At 39.5% G+C, this 18,074-nt stretch carries 7 protein-coding genes; all 7 read left to right on the top strand.

Annotated features, from left to right (window positions below):
• The first annotated feature begins 265 nt into the window (after positions 1-265).
• The 7 genes from V6668_RS26355 (at position 266) to V6668_RS26325 (ending at position 18,035) form a co-directional block, all read left to right on the top strand.
• Positions 266-2,041 (top strand): hypothetical protein, encoded by a 1,776-nt coding sequence (locus V6668_RS26355; RefSeq protein ID WP_338707088.1) that lies wholly within the window; start codon positions 266-268, stop codon positions 2,039-2,041.
• Between the two features lie 461 nt (positions 2,042-2,502).
• A complete protein-coding gene (locus V6668_RS26350; RefSeq protein WP_338707087.1) occupies positions 2,503-6,243 on the top strand; it encodes a hypothetical protein in 3,741 nt (1,246 codons plus the stop codon).
• Between the two features lie 563 nt (positions 6,244-6,806).
• Positions 6,807-7,730 carry an ATP-binding protein gene (locus V6668_RS26345; protein ID WP_338707086.1) on the top strand — a complete coding sequence of 308 codons (924 nt, stop codon included), beginning with the start codon at positions 6,807-6,809 and terminating at the stop codon, positions 7,728-7,730.
• Between the two features lie 32 nt (positions 7,731-7,762).
• Positions 7,763-14,065 carry an ATP-binding protein gene (locus V6668_RS26340; protein WP_338707085.1) on the top strand — a complete coding sequence of 2,101 codons (6,303 nt, stop codon included), beginning with the start codon at positions 7,763-7,765 and terminating at the stop codon, positions 14,063-14,065.
• Positions 14,031-14,699 carry a hypothetical protein gene (locus tag V6668_RS26335; RefSeq protein WP_338707084.1) on the top strand — a complete coding sequence of 223 codons (669 nt, stop codon included), beginning with the start codon at positions 14,031-14,033 and terminating at the stop codon, positions 14,697-14,699. The genes V6668_RS26340 and V6668_RS26335 overlap by 35 nt, the downstream gene beginning before the upstream one ends.
• Positions 14,700-16,206: 1,507 nt before the next feature.
• Positions 16,207-17,490 carry a diaminobutyrate--2-oxoglutarate transaminase gene (ectB, locus tag V6668_RS26330; protein WP_338707083.1) on the top strand — a complete coding sequence of 428 codons (1,284 nt, stop codon included), beginning with the start codon at positions 16,207-16,209 and terminating at the stop codon, positions 17,488-17,490.
• Positions 17,491-17,912: 422 nt separating this feature from the next.
• Positions 17,913-18,035, top strand: coding sequence for a hypothetical protein (locus V6668_RS26325; RefSeq protein WP_280530859.1), 123 nt, complete (start codon positions 17,913-17,915; stop codon positions 18,033-18,035).
• Positions 18,036-18,074: the final 39 nt, after the last annotated feature.

The following is an 18,074-nucleotide window of genomic DNA, read 5'->3' as shown; positions in this document are numbered from 1 at the left end:
TTTTAATGAAACTCAGATGATAATAACAATATTAGGAGTGAATTAGGTGATATTCGAAATAACTGATGATATGATAGAACAAATTAAAAATTGGGATTCATGTAAACCTATTGATGTTTCAGGGGCGAAGTTCTCGTACATTTTTATTCCCACAGCCATTGGTCTTGTGATTCAAGTAGAATGCGATGTTTGTAAGAGAAAATTAAAGTTTTGTGATGATGATTAAAATAATCATTTTGGATATTTTCAAAAGGAGAATTGGCTGATGATAAAGTTTGTAATGATTAATAAGAAAGACAGCAGTAACTTTGATTTTTACTCCTATACAGAACAAATTATGGAAAAAGTGAAATTAGATTTGAATTCAAATAGTTTAGAGTTCTATTCAAATAAAGAGGCAATACGTAAAGCGACCTTTGAATACAAGCAAACGGATTTTTTTGTTAACTTTACTGTCCTTGCTACTTATGAAACCATCCAACTTAAAGTAGATGTTATTCTTCCATCTAAAGATCCATCGAATCTTGAATTACATGATTTAAAGATAAAAATTAAAGATTTGATGATTGATGACTGGGAGCAATGTGTTTGGTTGGAGGATACTCAATCTGAACTTTTTGCCGAAGAATTATATAAGAAAGTACATAATGTAGAGAATTCTCTGAGAAGACTTATCAACAGTATAATGTTCTTTGAGCTCGGGGGGGACTGGTGGGAGAAGTATATGCCAGCTGACTTGATCAATAAATATAACGAAAGAAGTGACAAATACAGACGTCGAACTCCTAGTTTTGACAATATACATACAAACCTGATGTCTATTGATACAGGTGATTTAACTCGAATTTTGAATTTTAAGACATATAAGATCAAGAGAAATAGTTTTTTTCGCGATCCTGATGGTTTGAATCCATTTGAAGATTTTGCTGAACCGATAAATGTTTTTTCTCGAGACGAAAAAGAAAGGCTTTTTATTTTCCAGAACTTAATGAACAGTATCTTTTTTAACACTAAATCAATTGAGAAATTACACCCTACCTTAATAAGGGAATTAAAAGAACAAATGGAAGTAGATAAAAATTTTTGGGAAGATTATTTTCTTCCATGGTTTTCATGTGATTTCAGAAAATTTGATGGTCTTTGGAGCGAGTTTAAGACAGATCGTAATCATGTAGCTCATAATAAACTTATAGATTTAAGATTAAGGGATAAGTTCAATAAAAGCATGAATGAGCTCCAAAAATTGATCGCAGATGCCGAGGAGAAGTTTGATGCATATACGGAGACTGAGGCAGCAAGTTACGTGGAAGAAATAAGATTTGAAGCAGAAGTTATGGAAAGGCAACAAGCTGATGATTGGAGAGATACTATAGAAGAAGCAACTGGTATTCGTATTCTTGATGAGAGTGAGATTATTTATGAATTCGATGAGCATTTAAGCACCATTTTTGATCACCTGAGAGACATGTTTTATTATCGATCCGATTTGGAGATCTCATATTTTGAGACTACTCTTAAAGAGGAAGCTATTATCTTCATCATTGAGCATAATATAACAAGAGATGATATAAAAGTGAGTGTTCTGCCGGATATCAATTCATCTGCAGGGGAACTAAGTACAATAACTTTACAAGTGATAACAAATGATAAAGAGGAAATGTTTGATATATATTATACAAATGGAGAAGCAGAGTATAACGACGAGCAAACCAATTATATGCCTTTAGTTTATGATCACTGGGAGGTCACATCTGGATTATCTAAAATGGAAAAGTTCATCTCATCTTTGGTATCTTCAGATTTTCCAGAAATCACAGAAGATCAGATCGCTAGTGTACCTTGTCGTTATTGTGAATCCCGTTCGGTTTATTTTAGTGAGGAAGATTCAGACGCAGAGAGTACGTTAAGATATAAGACCGGGGAATGCCTGAATTGTGGAAGAGTAAATACACTAGGTTTTTGTATGAGATGCGATAAAACTCTAAACCAAGAAAAGGACGGACTTTGTGATGGTTGTGTAGCATACATGGATGCGCAATAAAGTGGTTTGATTATAATATAACTTATATGTGACATTGGTAACTGTTAGATCAAAAGAATCAGTAAATAAATAATGTCAAAACAAAATAATGGTCCTAATGACGACAAGTCATCCGGTAAGTAAGATCATTAGAGATATGAGTGGTCAAAAAGCTCATTATAAGGATCTATTTGATAATGAATATCTCGAAATTACTCAAACCAAGAATAACTTTTAGAATTCGACACCATGATTATATTTATAAGCGATGTCTTTCATTGATTTCAATTTCAATTCAATACTTGGATTAGTCCTATAGATACACCCACATTTGCTCCTTTTTGATTCACCATACTAAACGAAAAGAAACCTTGCGGAACAAGGTTTTCTTTTTGTTGTCTTTTGAAGGTAGATAGCATTTTTTTGTCGAAATACAAACTCAGCATGATGATTGAGAATATGGATATGAAAAAGGAGTTACTATGAGCACGACTCAATATAATTGGACCCGTTATTGTTATCCAAGAGGAAAAGATCCCAACTCTTTTTTGCATGACGGTTTTCTAGTTGACCCAGATGAGAGCTTTACGGCACAGCAACATCCTGAACTGGTGACGTTATCAGAACTGCAGGACCAGCAATGTCTAATTTTGCTGGGTGAGCCAGGCAGCGGTAAAAGCACCGTTTTCGCTGAAATGAAAGATCAGTTAGAAAATACAAATTCATATGTAATTTTCGTAGATCTAAAAAAGATTACCACCGACCAATTCTTAAACAACAGCATCATGAACAACGAAAAGTATGCGGATTGGAAGCAAGAGCAGAACAGTAAATTATATTTGGTGTTTGACAGCTTTGATGAAGGATTCATGCAACTACAAGTTCTATGCAATTTGTTGGAAGACATTTTGGATCAACTGGACGTTTCCAGACTATACCTCCGAATCGCTTGCAGAACTGGGGCGTTTCCGAGTGGCTTGGAATATAATCTGGAGTGTAAGTTCTCAAAAGGCAACGTCCATTTTTATAGACTTGCGCCGCTCAGGGAGAAAGACGTGAAAGAAGCTAGCATTAATCACGAGCATGCGTCTCAAACATTTGTTTCTCAAGTGAAAAAGCATCGAATTGAAGCGTTAGCTAGCCGACCAGTTACGCTGCATATGCTTCTGAATACCTGGAACGATCAGCCGATAGTCAAGAAGGAGCTATACGATCGAGGTTGTTATAAGCTTTGCGAGGAAGTGAACCCGGATCGAAGAGCAAAGAGGTTTATTGCTGGGCGTCTATCCGTGGCGCAAAAACTGGAATACGCGGCGAAGCTGGCAGCGGTTTGTATGTTGACGAACCGACATATCATTCACACTGGCTTGGAAGGAGGAGCGCACCAGATCGGCACCATCCAATTACGGGACATGCAGAGCGAATATGACACGAGAGTGATTACTGAAGCCGATTGGAATGAAGTACTGACTACAGGGCTATTCGTCGATAATGGACCCGAGCAGTTGACGTGGGCTCACAAATCTTATGAAGAGTTTTTGGCCGGGTATTATCTGAATAAACGCAGATTGAAGACTAAGCAACTGCTGAACCTTTTTATACACCCCGGTGATTCTGAAGGCCGCTTTATTCCTCAGCTTCATCAAACGGCCGCCTGGTTAGGCGAGTATTCCACGCCATTTCTAGACGAGCTCGTCAGAAGGCAACCAAATCTTTTGTTTCTTTGCGATCGGTTTCAGGTGACTGTCGACACTAAGAAAAAGTTTGTTTCATCTATTTTATACAAATCGGACCAGACTTACTCCGAACAATACTGGGATTTAGAGTTTATAAAAGATCTCAAGAATCCAGAAACCCTCGATATAGTCAATCGTTGTTTGAGTGATTCGTCAACGTCGGATTTAGCCAAAAGACGTGCGCTGAACATCGCATACTACTGCGACATGGTTGAGTCAGTAAGTACGATATTGGATTGTTTACAAAGATGGGAAGGAGATTTGCTAGACGACGCATTTCACGTTCTGTACAAGTTATGTCCAGATGAGCAGTTGCAAGCAATGAAGTATTTTCTCGACCACCATACCAGTAACAGTGATCATTTGTGCTTCCTTCTATTACAAAGATTGTACCCGGATTATCTGACATTGATGGAATTGTTGGAATACATGCTGGATCTATTAGTTGATAAAGATTCTGCTTCCAGCTATATTCGCTCAATTGTCCAAGCGTTGTCCTTGGGGGATCTCGGAATGCTTAGCGATACATTGTTAGATACCCCTAAGTATGCCAAGCGGCGGAACTCTTCCTTTGTCTATCGGGAGGTGTATGCGGATCTCGCCAATCGAATGAATGAAAGTGAAGCGGAGCTGTTACATCGATTCGTGAGGCTTGAGGAGTGCATGAAACAAAATTTTCTGACGTCCAACAGCAAACTTGAGGTGGCGCCTGTCACGAAGGAAAAGTCCTCCGCTAAAAAGTGGTTACCTTCTCGTCCAGTTTTTCAGCACGAGGTAGTTTTGGAGCTATTGGATCAAATGAAAAACGAACAGACGAATGTATGGGGCTCTTTAACAAAACTATTAAATCCGCGTGATTGGGGTAATTGGTTCCATAATAAACCGAGTGATTTTTTGCAATACTTAGGTTGGAAAAAAGTTAACGATGATACGAGGGTACGAATTATACAGGCGGCAAAGCAGTTCATTGTAACACCTCCTCCTGTAATAGAAAACATGGACCGTTTTGGATACATGCTGAATATGCTTGATGCGATTCAACTTGTTTTTATGAAGGATAAGGCTTTTTTGGATACGTTATCTCCAGAGGTTGCAAATCGATGTTCAGACGCCGTCACTGATCCACAAATCAGCAATTACGTGGACGGAGTAGAAATCGTCAAACTGTTTCACCGGCTCTATCGAGAGGTAACGTTAGATGGTATTTTTCGTTATGTGCGTCATCTATCTTGGGGGTGGGGGGCACGTTATACGGTAACCAATCAACTAGTCAACTGCTGGGATGAACATACGGCATCCCGATTATTGACGCTGATGAAGGACGAAACGCTCAAACTTGATGCCTTCGGGCTTATCATCAGTATTTTGCTAGAGCAGCGCCATCCGACAATCAAACAAATCATTTCCTCTCTTGTGGAGAAGGGACGAAATCCTTCGAATGCCAACGTAAGGGAACGTTCATCGGAAGTGGTGGCTATTCTGCTGGATTTCTCGGAAGATGCAGGTTGGGCGATACTGCAACCGATTTTGATTGAGGATACGGCATTCGGCCAAAGCATTATCAAACGTTATATGGCAACTTTCCGAAACTATTCTTTTCTGAAAATATGGCCGCCTCAAGCGATTGCTGAGTTGTTCGAGTGGTTGAAAGCCAAAGGAAACATTCACTCTTTTGCTAGCGATGAGTTAGAGGCCATGCTTCTTGAGGAGTTACGGGATCGTAAAACGGAGGAATCTTATCGGCAGATCAAGTTTCTAAGCGAGCAGTTTCCGGATTCGGAACGTGTGCAATGGTTGTGGTTTTCAATCCGTAACGACTATTTGCAAACGACGTGGAATGCTCCGTTACCTGAAGCAATTGTGAAGATGATCGATAGCCAAAAGAAAATGCCGATATTTAATGCAAGACAGCTTATTGAAGTCATCAAAGAGATCTTAGAAGACTACGAGAAAGAACTCCATTCAGACAATCCAATTATCTTCACGATGTGGAATAAAAACGGTGACAAGCAAGTTCCGAAGACGGAAAACGAGTTTTCTGATTTAATCAAAGCGCGTCTAGCAGATAAACTGCTTGAATACGGAATCATCGTCAGTCGGGAAGTGGAACAAAGTCGATCTGATTACGAAGGAGGGAGAAAGGGAGAGCGGATCGATATTAAAGTGGATTTGTGTACGACCCAGAAAGAAACGATTTCGCTACTGATAGAAGTAAAAGGTTGCTGGAACCGGACACTGATGACTGCAATGGAGAAACAATTGGTCAGCCGTTACATGGAGAACCAACATTGTGACTACGGCATATACTTGATAGGGTGGTTTTTATGTGAGGGATGGAAGGATCCTACTGATATCCGACTCAAGACGACTCCAGATATGCAAATAAACGACGCCAAACAGTTTTTTAATCAGCAGGCTGAGAGTTTGTCTTTTAAATTTAACAAGCATGTTAGTTCATATGTCTTTGATGCCACGATAAGAAGTTGAACCGGTGAGACATACATATGGATTCTAATTCATATTCAAATTCCTACTTTCTTGAGGATAATAATTAGTGGTTCCATCCATTTGTTTTCTATGTTCATCACTTGTATAGTTAATTCAATAAATTCGACGGTAAATGGTGATTAAAGATAAAAGTTGCACAGCCAGATTTATATTAAAAATTTCAACATATTCAAACAGGGAGTCCGAGACATTAAGTTGGGCTCCCTTTTTTAAATTTTGAAAAACATTGTACGTCTTATTGAGTTATAAAGTGATGATTCATAGAGAGATTTAAGTATCGAAATGAACATTCCAGAAAGCTTTAGAACATTTCTTTCTTCAGGGGGAACAATAATGAAAATTAATTATTAACTACTACTTAGTGAATGAGAAGAGGAATAAGTACACTAGCAAATCAATTCTCAATTTTTCAAAATACTTTATAGTTCTTACTACATGAGAACTTTTGTGAATAAAGTAGGATTTTCTTGCATGATGTCGAATTTTTACAGTAAAGATGTAAATATATAGTTTGTTGTACATAGAGGTATAGTGAGGTGCCTATGGATAAGATTGTTGAGTTAATTGAATCAGGGTATGAGTGCGAATTCCTGGACTTTAAAGAGAGACAATACCATAAAGACAAAAGTATGGATTTGCTCATGGATATAATGGCAATGGCCAACTCTCGCCATAATGGGGATAAATTCATTATTATTGGAATCAAGGATCGACCAGAAGGCAAGGAGATAAAAGGAATTGATCCAAAAGAATTTATAGACTCATCTAATTATGGGCAGTTGGTCTTAAATAATATCGAACCCGAAATACAATTTGATTATTTCAAATATGAATATAAGGGTTTAGTGTTAGGTATTCTTAAGATTTACGAAACTGACAATAAACCATATATGATGAGAAAGAATTTCAGTGGATTGAAAGAGGGACTTTGCTTAATTCGTAAAGGAAGTATGAATACAATAGCTAAACGAAATGACTTCGACTATATGTATTTAAACAAAGGACAATTTGAAATAAGATTTCTTGAACAGACACTACATGCCGTACACGATACAGAAGGTTGTGCTTCTATAGAAGTAGTATTAACAAATACAACAGAATTGCCTATTACGATAATTGGTGGCACCTTATATGTCCGCAATAATCAAGGAATAGAACTCTCAAGGCATCATGTATATGGATTGGATAAATTCATAGGTGCAGACTTCAAATTAGTGTTACCACCAAAAACCGAAAAAGTTGGACACTTAATGGTTGGCTTTGAATCATCAGATCTATTTAGACTGAATATTGATGAACACGGAATATGTGCTGAGGAATACGTATTTGAGCTTCTATTAGTGAATGCACGAGAGAAAAAATATTCTGTAAATATCAAAAATGCGAAAATTTTTGCAATCGGTGACTTTCTTTGGAAGGTGAAACGGCAGAAGGGGATCCCGCATAAGTTTCGGACGCATAGATAATTAAAAATACTGAAGAGTTGGGTGGATAGTTTATGGAGAACGAACTTGTTAGATATTCAAGGGCTGGTGATGTTTTTCACTATCGATGGGCTGCCCGCCGTTGTCTGCAATTAATCTCACCCCAATCTCGAATCAATAGAATTGTGATTGAGGGTTCTAAGGAGAATAAACTTGCAGGAGAGTATGTTATTGATGTTGCTGAGTACTCTGGCTCTTTAACGAAAGATGGATTTCAAGATGTAGCATACTATCAGTTAAAACACACTACGGTTCATAAAAATAATCCATTTGATCTTAGTGGACTTAAGGGAACATTTGAAGGATTCGCACAGAGATTCCAAGATATGAGTGGTTCCACAGCAAAAATTGATGGTGTCATTTTTGCTATTGTTACAAACAGACCGATTAATAGCAATCTTAAAAATAATATTGAGAAAATATCTGCTGGTGAAAAATCCAGTTTGAATTATATAAAGACATTAGCAAAATATACTCAGTTAACCGGTGAAGATCTCAAAAGATTCTGTTCTTGTATAAAATTCGTTGACGGTGAAGGGGACTACAATACACAGAAGTATAAACTTCATGTAGAAATCTCTCAGTTAGTTGCAGGAATAATTGATAACCCAGAAATAGAGAGTATAACAGGGCTAGTTCGAGATAAGGCATTACCTGGTACCAACGGTGACATTATCCGTGAAGAAATACTAGAGAAATTTAACATAACCTCCGAACGTGATCTTTTTCCTGCTCCAGCTGAGTTTGAGGAACTTGAAACCTTCGTACATAGAGAACAACATGAAGAGTTGTTGAAAACCATCTTAAAATCATCTGGCCCCATAATCATACACGCTCCTGGAGGAGTAGGAAAAACGACATTTTCTCGTCAGCTAGCTAAATCATTACCTGTTGGATCTTTGGGTATAGTATATGATTGCTTTGGTGGTGGACGGTATCGTAACCGAAGCGAATTTAGGCATCATCATCGCCAAGCATTTGTTCAAATTGTTAATGAATTGGCTGTACAAGGTCTTTGCGACCCACTTATAGTGAATTCCGGTGCATCTGAAACAGATATATTGAGGAAGTTCCTCGATAGAATTGAAACTGCAGTTATTGCTATGAAGAAATCAGATAGCAAGGCAGTACTGGTGTTCCTATTAGATGCAGCCGATAATGCTGAAATGGCTGCGGCAGAATTTAATGATAACTGCTTTGCTCATGAGCTTCTCCGTGAACGTATAATAGAAGGAGTTAAAGTAGTTGCCCTTTGTAGAACTGAGCGCATACATTTACTCCAGCCGCCTAGTAACATCATAAGGCTTGAGTTGAAGCCATTTTCGGAGAAAGAGTCTTTTAATTATTTAAGATCCTATCACCCCCAAGCATCTATAGAGGATGGATTGGAATTTCATAGGCTTACTAGTGGCAATCCACGTGTACAGTCAAATGCCTTAAGTTTAAATGGCAGTACGCTTACTGAAGTATTCACCAGTCTTGGAAAAATGGGATCAACTGTCGATGAACAAATTGAAGGACAATTAATGTCAGCAATCGATTCAATAAGAGATAAACTTCATGATAACTACAGAAAACAAATCGATTCCATATGTATTGGTCTTGCGACATTACCTCCCTTTATTCCTCTGAAGGTGCTATCTAGTGCAGCTGATGTTGAGGAATCTACTATAAGAAGTTTTGTTGCAGATATAGGACGTCCCTTATGGCTTTCTGATTCCTCAGTTCAGTTTAGAGATGAGCCTTCGGAAACGTGGTTTAGGGAAACTTATGCAGCATCGAAGGAACAAATAGAGTTTTTAATTGAACAAATTAAACCATTTGCTAACGAGTATTCATATGTCGCTTCTGCTATGCCTTCTTTGTTATTACAAGCAGGGAAGAACACCGATCTTGTTAAATTAGCTTTATCCGATAATTATCTTCCCGATAATCCCATTGATAAGCGAAATATTCGAGTATTTCGTCTTCAATTTGCGTTTAAGGCTTCGTTGAAACAAGAAAGTTTTGTTGAGGCAATAAAATTAGCTTTACGAGCAGGTGAAGAAGCAGCCGGTGATAAACGACAGTTCGAACTTCTTGTAAGCAATATTGATCTGATTGCGCCTTTACAAGATGAACAACGTGTACAGGAATTTGCTTTTCGTCGTTTGTTTAGTGGTTCTTGGAAAGGATCAGAGAATGTTTACTCAGCAGCGTTGTTATCAACAGTCAAGAATTTTAGAGGGGAAGCCAGAAGCTTTCTTAGGGCTGCTGAGAACTGGTTAAGTCTATACTTCCAGGATAGAGATAAGAAAAAAGAAGATATTCCATTTCATCATGAACAACTAAAAAATGAAGAAATTATGGAACTCGTATACGCACATTTTAATTTACATGGGGTAGAGAGGGCCTTCAAATTTCTTATGAGTTGGCGACCGAAGAAGATTATCTATCATGTTTCTAGGCAACTATTTAAACGGCTTATGGACCTAGGGGAACTGTCTGCTGCAATACAGTTTGCAAAACTTGGTTCACGTAATCAGTATTTAATAATTGCTTTTGTACATGAGTCCTTAGATATCGGACATATTCCCAATTCTGATGTACTCTGCTCTTGCCTTGATTTACTCACTACAAAACGGGCTAGAATTTCAAAAATACAAAATACCTTTCAAGACACGAGACTTCAATCTCTTATTTCATTTCTTGAATCTTGCGCAGCAAACAAATTACCTAAGGGGAAAATCATCAGGGTTCTGAATCATTATTTCCCTCAAGGTGCCTCAAGGTCTATTACAAGCGATTACAATAATAAAGATCGTGCAACTTTTATGCGTGCCTTGGCATTAAAAAAAGTATTACTTTCAGATCTCGAATTTGATATTAATGAATTGCATCCAAAGGATCTACAACAGAATAGAAAATATAAGGATGAACAAGAGATACGGGAAATAGAAGAGGTGATTGGAGGATTAGTACCTTGGTATGTACTGCGGATACGCTGTTTAGCAGGGGACATTCTTGATTTTGATAATGAAGTAGCAGAAGTGAAAAAGAAGTCAGTATCAGCAACATTACTTCGATATAGAGAGTATGATAGTTTACCAACGGAAATAGCTAGAATATGTTGTGACATCTTAATGTTTCATGAATTTTTCGGACAAATGTCAATTAAGACTTTTTATGAAAATTATATAAAGAGTAACGGAATGTTTCTTTCTGATCATCTGAAATTAGTTCGTTCTGCTTTCCGATTAAGCCACTTAGCAGAACATAAGCGAGATTTTGAACAATATGCTTATGACTTGATCTGTTCTGCTACTGACATTGGCTCAGAAGAAAGGGCAAACTGTTACATTGATCTTGCACGATCATTGATTAATGTCAATCGTGATGATGCCGCGGTTTACTTCAATTTTGCCATCGATGCTGTTTCAAAATTTGGCGATGAAATTGTCGAGAGATGGGAAGCAGTTGTTTCCCTAGCTAATCAAAGAGAAGTAGATGAATTTGCACCTTCCGACTTAGCTTACAGATTTATACGTTGTGCTGAGCTGATTGGAGAAAATGTAGCTCGCGAAAAGTATTGGGACAGGGATGAGGCTGTTAGGACTTGCACTCGATTGTCTCCGGTAGCTGGAATCGCTGCACTAAGCAGATGGCGGGACCGGGAAATTGGTCGATTTAATCTTCAACTAATTGCATTTTCTGAGGAAGTTGTAAAAAGAGGCTACGTTGCGCCAACGGTAGCATGGGCTCTTTCTGCGTTTATGACGGAGTTTGAAATAGGGGATTTCTCAAGACTATGTATAGAGAAGGAAACATCGCATGATAATCGGAAGTGTATTTTTGAATCAGCCATTAGAGAACTTAGGATAAACGGAGTTGGAGGGGGAGTTTGGGAAAAAATTGTTGAAACGGCTAAGAAGTACTCTTTACAAAGTAATCTATTAGATGAGGTTATTGCTTATAATCACCATATTATTGATGAAGAAGCGAATATTCTTAACCAAGAAAGTACTTTCTCGCTTCATGTACAGTCGGAAGAGAGTGCGATTGATTGGAACGACCTGCTGCATGGTTTGGACTTGGTTTCATCTAATGGATTAAGACAAGCTATCCAACGCTATGATAGATTTCCTCAGACTGTGCGAAACAGCGAGTCCTTATGGCGTGAAGTATACAATCGAATTTCCGATAGTGAAGCGAGGAAATTTTTGTATGAGCTTATTAACGTAGATGAAGCCGATTTTTATGATATAAAAAATGCGCTTTTGTTAGTGCCGGAAGAGTGGCATCGCAAAATGAGCATTAAAATTGAGTGGCCCCAAATCATGCAATTCGTAGGGAAACGATTTGCTACGTCTCTGCTGGAAAGGGGATCAATCTCTTTTTTCACTAGGCGACTTCATTTAGGGGCGGAAAATATACCTTTTATTCAAAAAGGAATAATCGAAGGATTAGCAACCCATGGAGAGTTGGTTCATGCATCTACATTTTTTGGCTTTGTAACTATTGCTTCGAAACATATCTCAACACAGGAATCAACTGATTTACTGGACTTCGCATTATCAAGATTTGAACTACATATTGATCCTGATTACGCTGATGGACCGTGGCCACAATCACTTTTACCGTCAGTTCAAATGGATAGTGCATTTGCAGGTTTTGTTTGGTCGGCTCTAGGTTCTCCAAAATCTTCAACTCGCTGGTGTGCTGTTCATTGTGTTCGGAGACTTGCAGAAGCTCAATGTACTGAAGAAATCGATGCATTAATAGAGTGGTTAGAAAGGGATAATGTTGATTTATTTGGGGCGACTAAATTTCCTTTCTATAACTTACATGCTAGACTATATTTGTTCATTTCACTTGCTAGAGTATCCATTGATAACCCGCAAATTTTACTACGTCATAGTGATGTTTTCTATAAATTTGCCTTAGAATATTCACCTCATATGCTTATTCAAAAATATTCAGCTGATATTGCTCTCAATATCGAGAAGGCTCATTCAGGGACTTACACGAGAAGAATAATTGAATCACTTAAGAGAGTAGGGGAAAGTCAATTTGCTCGAGTTGAATTAGAGGACAGTCGGGACACAAGAGATAGTTATTGGCATGCTAACAAGACGATTGATAATAGTTTGAATCTTCATCATGGTTATGATTTTGATAGCTACTGGTTTGAACCATTAGGGAGAGTATTCGGTATTTCTAGTGAGCAAGTGGAGGATCTTGTTACCGATGTTGTTATTAATGAATGGAAAATAGAACATGTGGCGGGTATAAAAAATGATCCGCGCAACTCATTATGGAGATCGTCGAGCGAACAACAACAAACTTATCATAGTCATGGAAGTTACCCGAGAATAGACAATTATGACTTTTATCTATCATATCATGCCATGCTTGTTGTAGCTTCAAAGCTGCTGGTGAAGATGCCCGTTGTTCACATCTCGGATTGGTATGAAGATGAGTGGTATGAGTGGTTACACAGACACTTATTAACTCGAAGTGATGGTTATTGGCTATATGACCGTAGAGATCCTATTCCTTTGTCTAGAAGGGAATGGATTAATGAATCGAGAAAGCCTGAATGGCGTGAAGAAATATCGAATGATGATTTTCTTGATGGCTTAATGGTAGAAAGAAACGGAGAACTATGGCTGAACGTGTTCGGATCATGGGAGGATGGAGATAGTGAAAGAGCAGAAAGTTTCTATATTACAAGTTCATTAGTATCATCGGCCACTGCTCAATCTCTGTTGCATGCACTGAGCACATGTTCAAATCCTCATGATTTTAAGTTACCTTTTTACGAAGAAGATGAAATGGAAATAGACTTGGATACATTTAAACTTAAAGGTTGGGTATATCAAGAAGAAGCATATAAGTATTTAGATGAATTTGATCCACATTCTGCTAAAGTAGATTACCCACCATATATAATAGGGAACTCAATCACTGAGAAAATGAAGATTTCCTCTGATTATGAGAAGAGGGAATGGACTTTGGCTGATGAGAGTAAAGCATCAATCATTTGTGAAATTTGGGTGCCTATTTATGATAGTCATGAAGAAGAGGAAATACCCCGTGGTAATCGACTATCTGCATCGCTCTCATTTCTAAAAAGGCTTTGTACTGAATTCCAAAGTGAATTGATTATTGAAGTTCAAATTAGAAGAAGATTTAGACAGAAATCATACATGAGAGGGAGTGAGTCGAATGAGTATAAGCCACCGTTTAGCAAATTATTTATCTTCTCAGCCGATGGAAGACTCAGAGATACAGAAACGTACTATGAACTTAGGCAAAGCTCTAGTCAAAGAGCTTGATTTGGACCCTGGTGTAGACACCACTGCTCGTTGGATGGCGCACTATATCGCGGAACAAATTGAAATCACCGAACACAGTTCAGGTATTCAGAAGCAAGAGGCAGAAGAACGTTGCTTTGAAACGATTTTAAAATTGTGGAACCATAGATCAGCTTTCCCTAGGGGCTCAAGGCCGTTTGAAAGTTTTGAGCCTATACTTCGAACACTAGCACGACTTGATCCTGAAAATGATCGTCATTTCTTCTTTGAAAATAGAAGGGATACAACAGACAACATACCGGAAGAAGTTCAGAAGTGGCTGGATATTGCCGATGGAATTGATGAAGCAACGCGCGTGTGGCTAAAATATGTTTTTGAACAATCTGCCGTAGCTGCAACTGATGATTCTACAATTGAATGGTTAGAAAACTCAGCAGCACTTCAGGAAGAAGACAGCTTCTCTGTAATCTTTGAAGAATTGTATAGTGATGCTGAGGATATTTGGGGAGAAGGGCAAAAAGAAAATGAAAGGAAGCGAAAAATTATAGAATCCAGGATTAGGAAACTAGAGTCTTTTTCAGAGTTGAACGAATTGCTATTGGGTGAGTATAGGCATGAACTTGAGAGAATGAGTAAGGATACAACGAGTAAGTAATATCAGTAACCTTATCTGTTGATTAAAAGCTCTGTAAAATATTTCACATCGGTAACGAATAATGATGTATATAAGTATCAGTTACTGCAGAATCGGATTAAAATGTTGTTTTCGTTAAATGAGTGATGAGTATGTCGATTCTCAATGAAGCACCTAATATAGGGTAATTATTTAATTGAAAAATTGTATTATTATGGGTTTACCAACTATAATGTAACTTTTCAATATGGAATAATTTCATTTACCAACTATAATGTCATTGTAATTGAAGTCAAAGTGCTGAAAAAGTGCGATATTACGCGATTTTTCATTTACCAACTATAATGTCACCGAACAAGTATAAACAAAATAATGGTCCTGATGACTCTAAGTCATCAGGACTTTTTTGATGTTTCAGGAGGGTGGTTCTAAATATTAGAACCACCTTATTTGTGTTTTTTCATTGTAAATTGCGGTCATTCATTGGATGAAAATCCATCAAATTATAGAGCACCTTAGGAAGAGTACCTTTTGTAATTCTCACATTTGAAATATTCTTCGTGCACGAATGTAATCAATTTCTTAAAGAGAATCATTAACCTTCGCAACTCGTAAGTGCAAATATATCCCCAAGAAGGATGCGGATCGGGCATAAAAGATCATTTGAATGGTAAAGGAAGATGACTGAACGTGACGGGTACATCTTTCAGCAACTCACAAAATGGTATACCAAGAAGCAACAATGCGCTCGATGAAGAAGCTTATTACGCGAAGTAAAATTATTGACCGTTCAATTCAGACTCAGAACGCGATTGTAATCTGCATGTAAATGAGTGAAGGACATCGGAAAGCGTATAAGGGAAAACCTCACCTACGGTTTGACGAGGAGAAGCAGAATATATTTACCCTTTACTCTAACAGAGGCGTAGAGAAGAAGGCGTGATACAAAACGATGTCGGCTACCATCCGTGCGGACGCTGTGACCAGTTTCCAGCCAGGCTTTCAGAAATTGGTCAGGTAATCATGTTGAAAATTACAAAGTGCAAGGAATCGGAACACCGGCAAAGAATATTTAAAGGGAATATATACCAAATTTACCTGTTAAATGACTGAATGTCAACACTCGTCGAATTCCTTGATTGATGTCAAATCATGCCCAACGTTTCTTCTCCATTCACTATTTTTAACGAAAAATGTTAACACATAATGTTTTATGAACCAAATTTAACAATATAATGACTATATTTAACAAAAATTTCACTATACATTCTTGTAAATTTTGATATAATTCAACCTAGGTCTTATTCCCTATTATTCTAATAAATGGAATTGTAGGGTTTTTTATACCCATCCAAGCTGTGTGCGAGAGACCAGTATACTGGCTTACCAACAAGCCGGCATGTGGGGACCAACAATTGTGGAAAATGACAGCCTAGAATATGTTGCTCCATGACGTCAGAAGGTTTAGAAAGGAAGGTTCAGAAAGATGGAGCCAACCTTATCCCAATTCCGATGGAGGATGAAGCGAGTGAGCATTTTTGAAAAGCTGGAATCCAACGTAAGATCTTACTGCAGAAGCTTTCCGGTGGTATTCGACCGGGCCAAGGGAGACCTTTTATATTCTGAGGACGGAAGAGCATATATTGATTTCTTTGCAGGTGCCGGGGCACTCAATTACGGCCATAACAACGATTATATTAAAGACCGGGTTCTCGATTACTTGACCTCCGACCGGATTATGCACGGTCTGGATATGTATACAATGGCCAAGCGTGAATTCATCCAGAGCTTCTCCGAGCGGATCCTGGAGCCGAAGAAGCTGAATTACAAGCTTCAATTCTGCGGTCCAACAGGGACGAATGCGGTGGAAGCGGCCCTGAAGCTCGCACGCAAGGCGAAGAAGAGAAGTGGAATATTCGCATTCATGGGTGGCTTCCACGGCATGTCGCTCGGCAGTCTGTCGGCGACAAGCTCCAAGTCCATGAGAGAAGGGGCGGGGCTTCCTCTGGACGGAGTTACGTTCATGCCGCACCCGAGCGGGGCTTTCGCAGAAATGGATACGCTCGGTTATATCGAGAATATCCTGACTGATTCGCACTCCGGAATCGACAAGCCGGCCGCGATTCTGCTTGAAACGGTACAAGCCGAAGGCGGAATTCACGTTGTCGACGCGCAGTGGCTACGTGAGCTGCAGCAGATTTGCCGCAGGCACGATATTCTGCTCATTACAGACGAGATTCAAGTAGGATGCGGCCGGACAGGCGAATTCTTCTCCTTCGAACGTGCGGGGATCGAGCCGGATCTCATTACCCTGTCGAAGTCGATCAGCGGGTACGGCCTGCCAATGTCCCTCCTGCTGCTGAAGCCCGAACTGGATATCTGGACGCCGGGCGAGCACAACGGCACCTTCCGCGGCAACCAGCTGGCTTTTGTGGCCGCGAAGGCTGCTCTTGAGTTCCGGGACAGAACCGAACTGGAAGCTCAGGTGAAGCAGAAGGAAGAATATGTGCGCTCGTTCCTTGATCAAGAAATTAAGCCTCTGCATCCGTCCATCGCCATCCGCGGACTCGGCCTGATCTGGGGCATTGACGTCTCGGGGTTCATGGATGAAGCCGGGGCGAAGCGGGTGGCGGATATCAGCTTCGAGAACGGGCTCATCATTGAAAGAGCCGGCAGAGGAGATTGTGTGCTGAAGATCATGCCTCCGCTGACCGTCTCGATGGAGCATCTGGCCGCCGGCTGCGACATTATCAAGTCCAGTATGCAGCAGGTGATCTCTCAGGAGACCAAGGATTTACTAGTAACGACCTAAGCTTGGCCAAGCCGATGGTCGCCCCGGCAAGAGGCACGAAAGTGCCTTCCGGAGGGCGTGCGGACTTGATGTTAAGGTAGCGCTTTCACCTCATGCTACCTGCGGTAACGTCAATCAGCATGGAATTCTCCGGCAATCCAAGCGCAGTCCCGTTCGTGCCATACGGAGCATTCTTTGAGCCTCATGCAGTACCCTCGTTAAATTTAATCGTCAGGAAAAGCTCACTACCCCGCAGCCGAATCTTTACTTATCCACACCAGGGCTGTGGGGGAATAATCAAATCGTACATAGAGTGTATCAATACCCCTTAAACATAGGCTTCGTCAAAGGCAGTTCGGGTGCCAAATCAGGAGGTACGGTCGACTTCCTGCTGGTCGGCCGGAACCCTGCGGCAAGCCTTACATCGACAGGAGGAACATTCCTTGTCGTCTATCCCCAAATCCAATTCCGAAACCCATGTTAAACCAAATCCCGTCTTCGGGTGGCTCGTCCGCGGCAATCATATTGAAGCAGAGGAGTCCGAAGCAGCCGCATCTCTTGCGTAGAACGATGTTTGTTGTCCTTTACGCATGGGAGCCGAGCGG

The sequence above is a fragment of the Paenibacillus amylolyticus genome (assembly GCF_036894225.1).
GTDB classification, from domain to species: Bacteria; Bacillota; Bacilli; order Paenibacillales; family Paenibacillaceae; genus Paenibacillus; species Paenibacillus amylolyticus.
The sequence above is the reverse complement of the archived record's forward strand: the minus strand, read 5'-3'. Positions and strand labels throughout refer to the sequence as shown.

Excerpts from the sequence above, each read along its gene's own strand:
- V6668_RS26350 (WP_338707087.1), top strand. The coding sequence starts at position 2,503 with ATGAGCACGACTCAATATAATTGGACCCGTTATTGTTATCCAAGAGGA.
- V6668_RS26355 (WP_338707088.1), top strand. The coding sequence starts at position 266 with ATGATAAAGTTTGTAATGATTAATAAGAAAGACAGCAGTAACTTTGAT.
- V6668_RS26345 (WP_338707086.1), top strand. The coding sequence starts at position 6,807 with ATGGATAAGATTGTTGAGTTAATTGAATCAGGGTATGAGTGCGAATTC.
- V6668_RS26340 (WP_338707085.1), top strand. The coding sequence starts at position 7,763 with ATGGAGAACGAACTTGTTAGATATTCAAGGGCTGGTGATGTTTTTCAC.
- V6668_RS26335 (WP_338707084.1), top strand. The coding sequence starts at position 14,031 with ATGAACTTAGGCAAAGCTCTAGTCAAAGAGCTTGATTTGGACCCTGGT.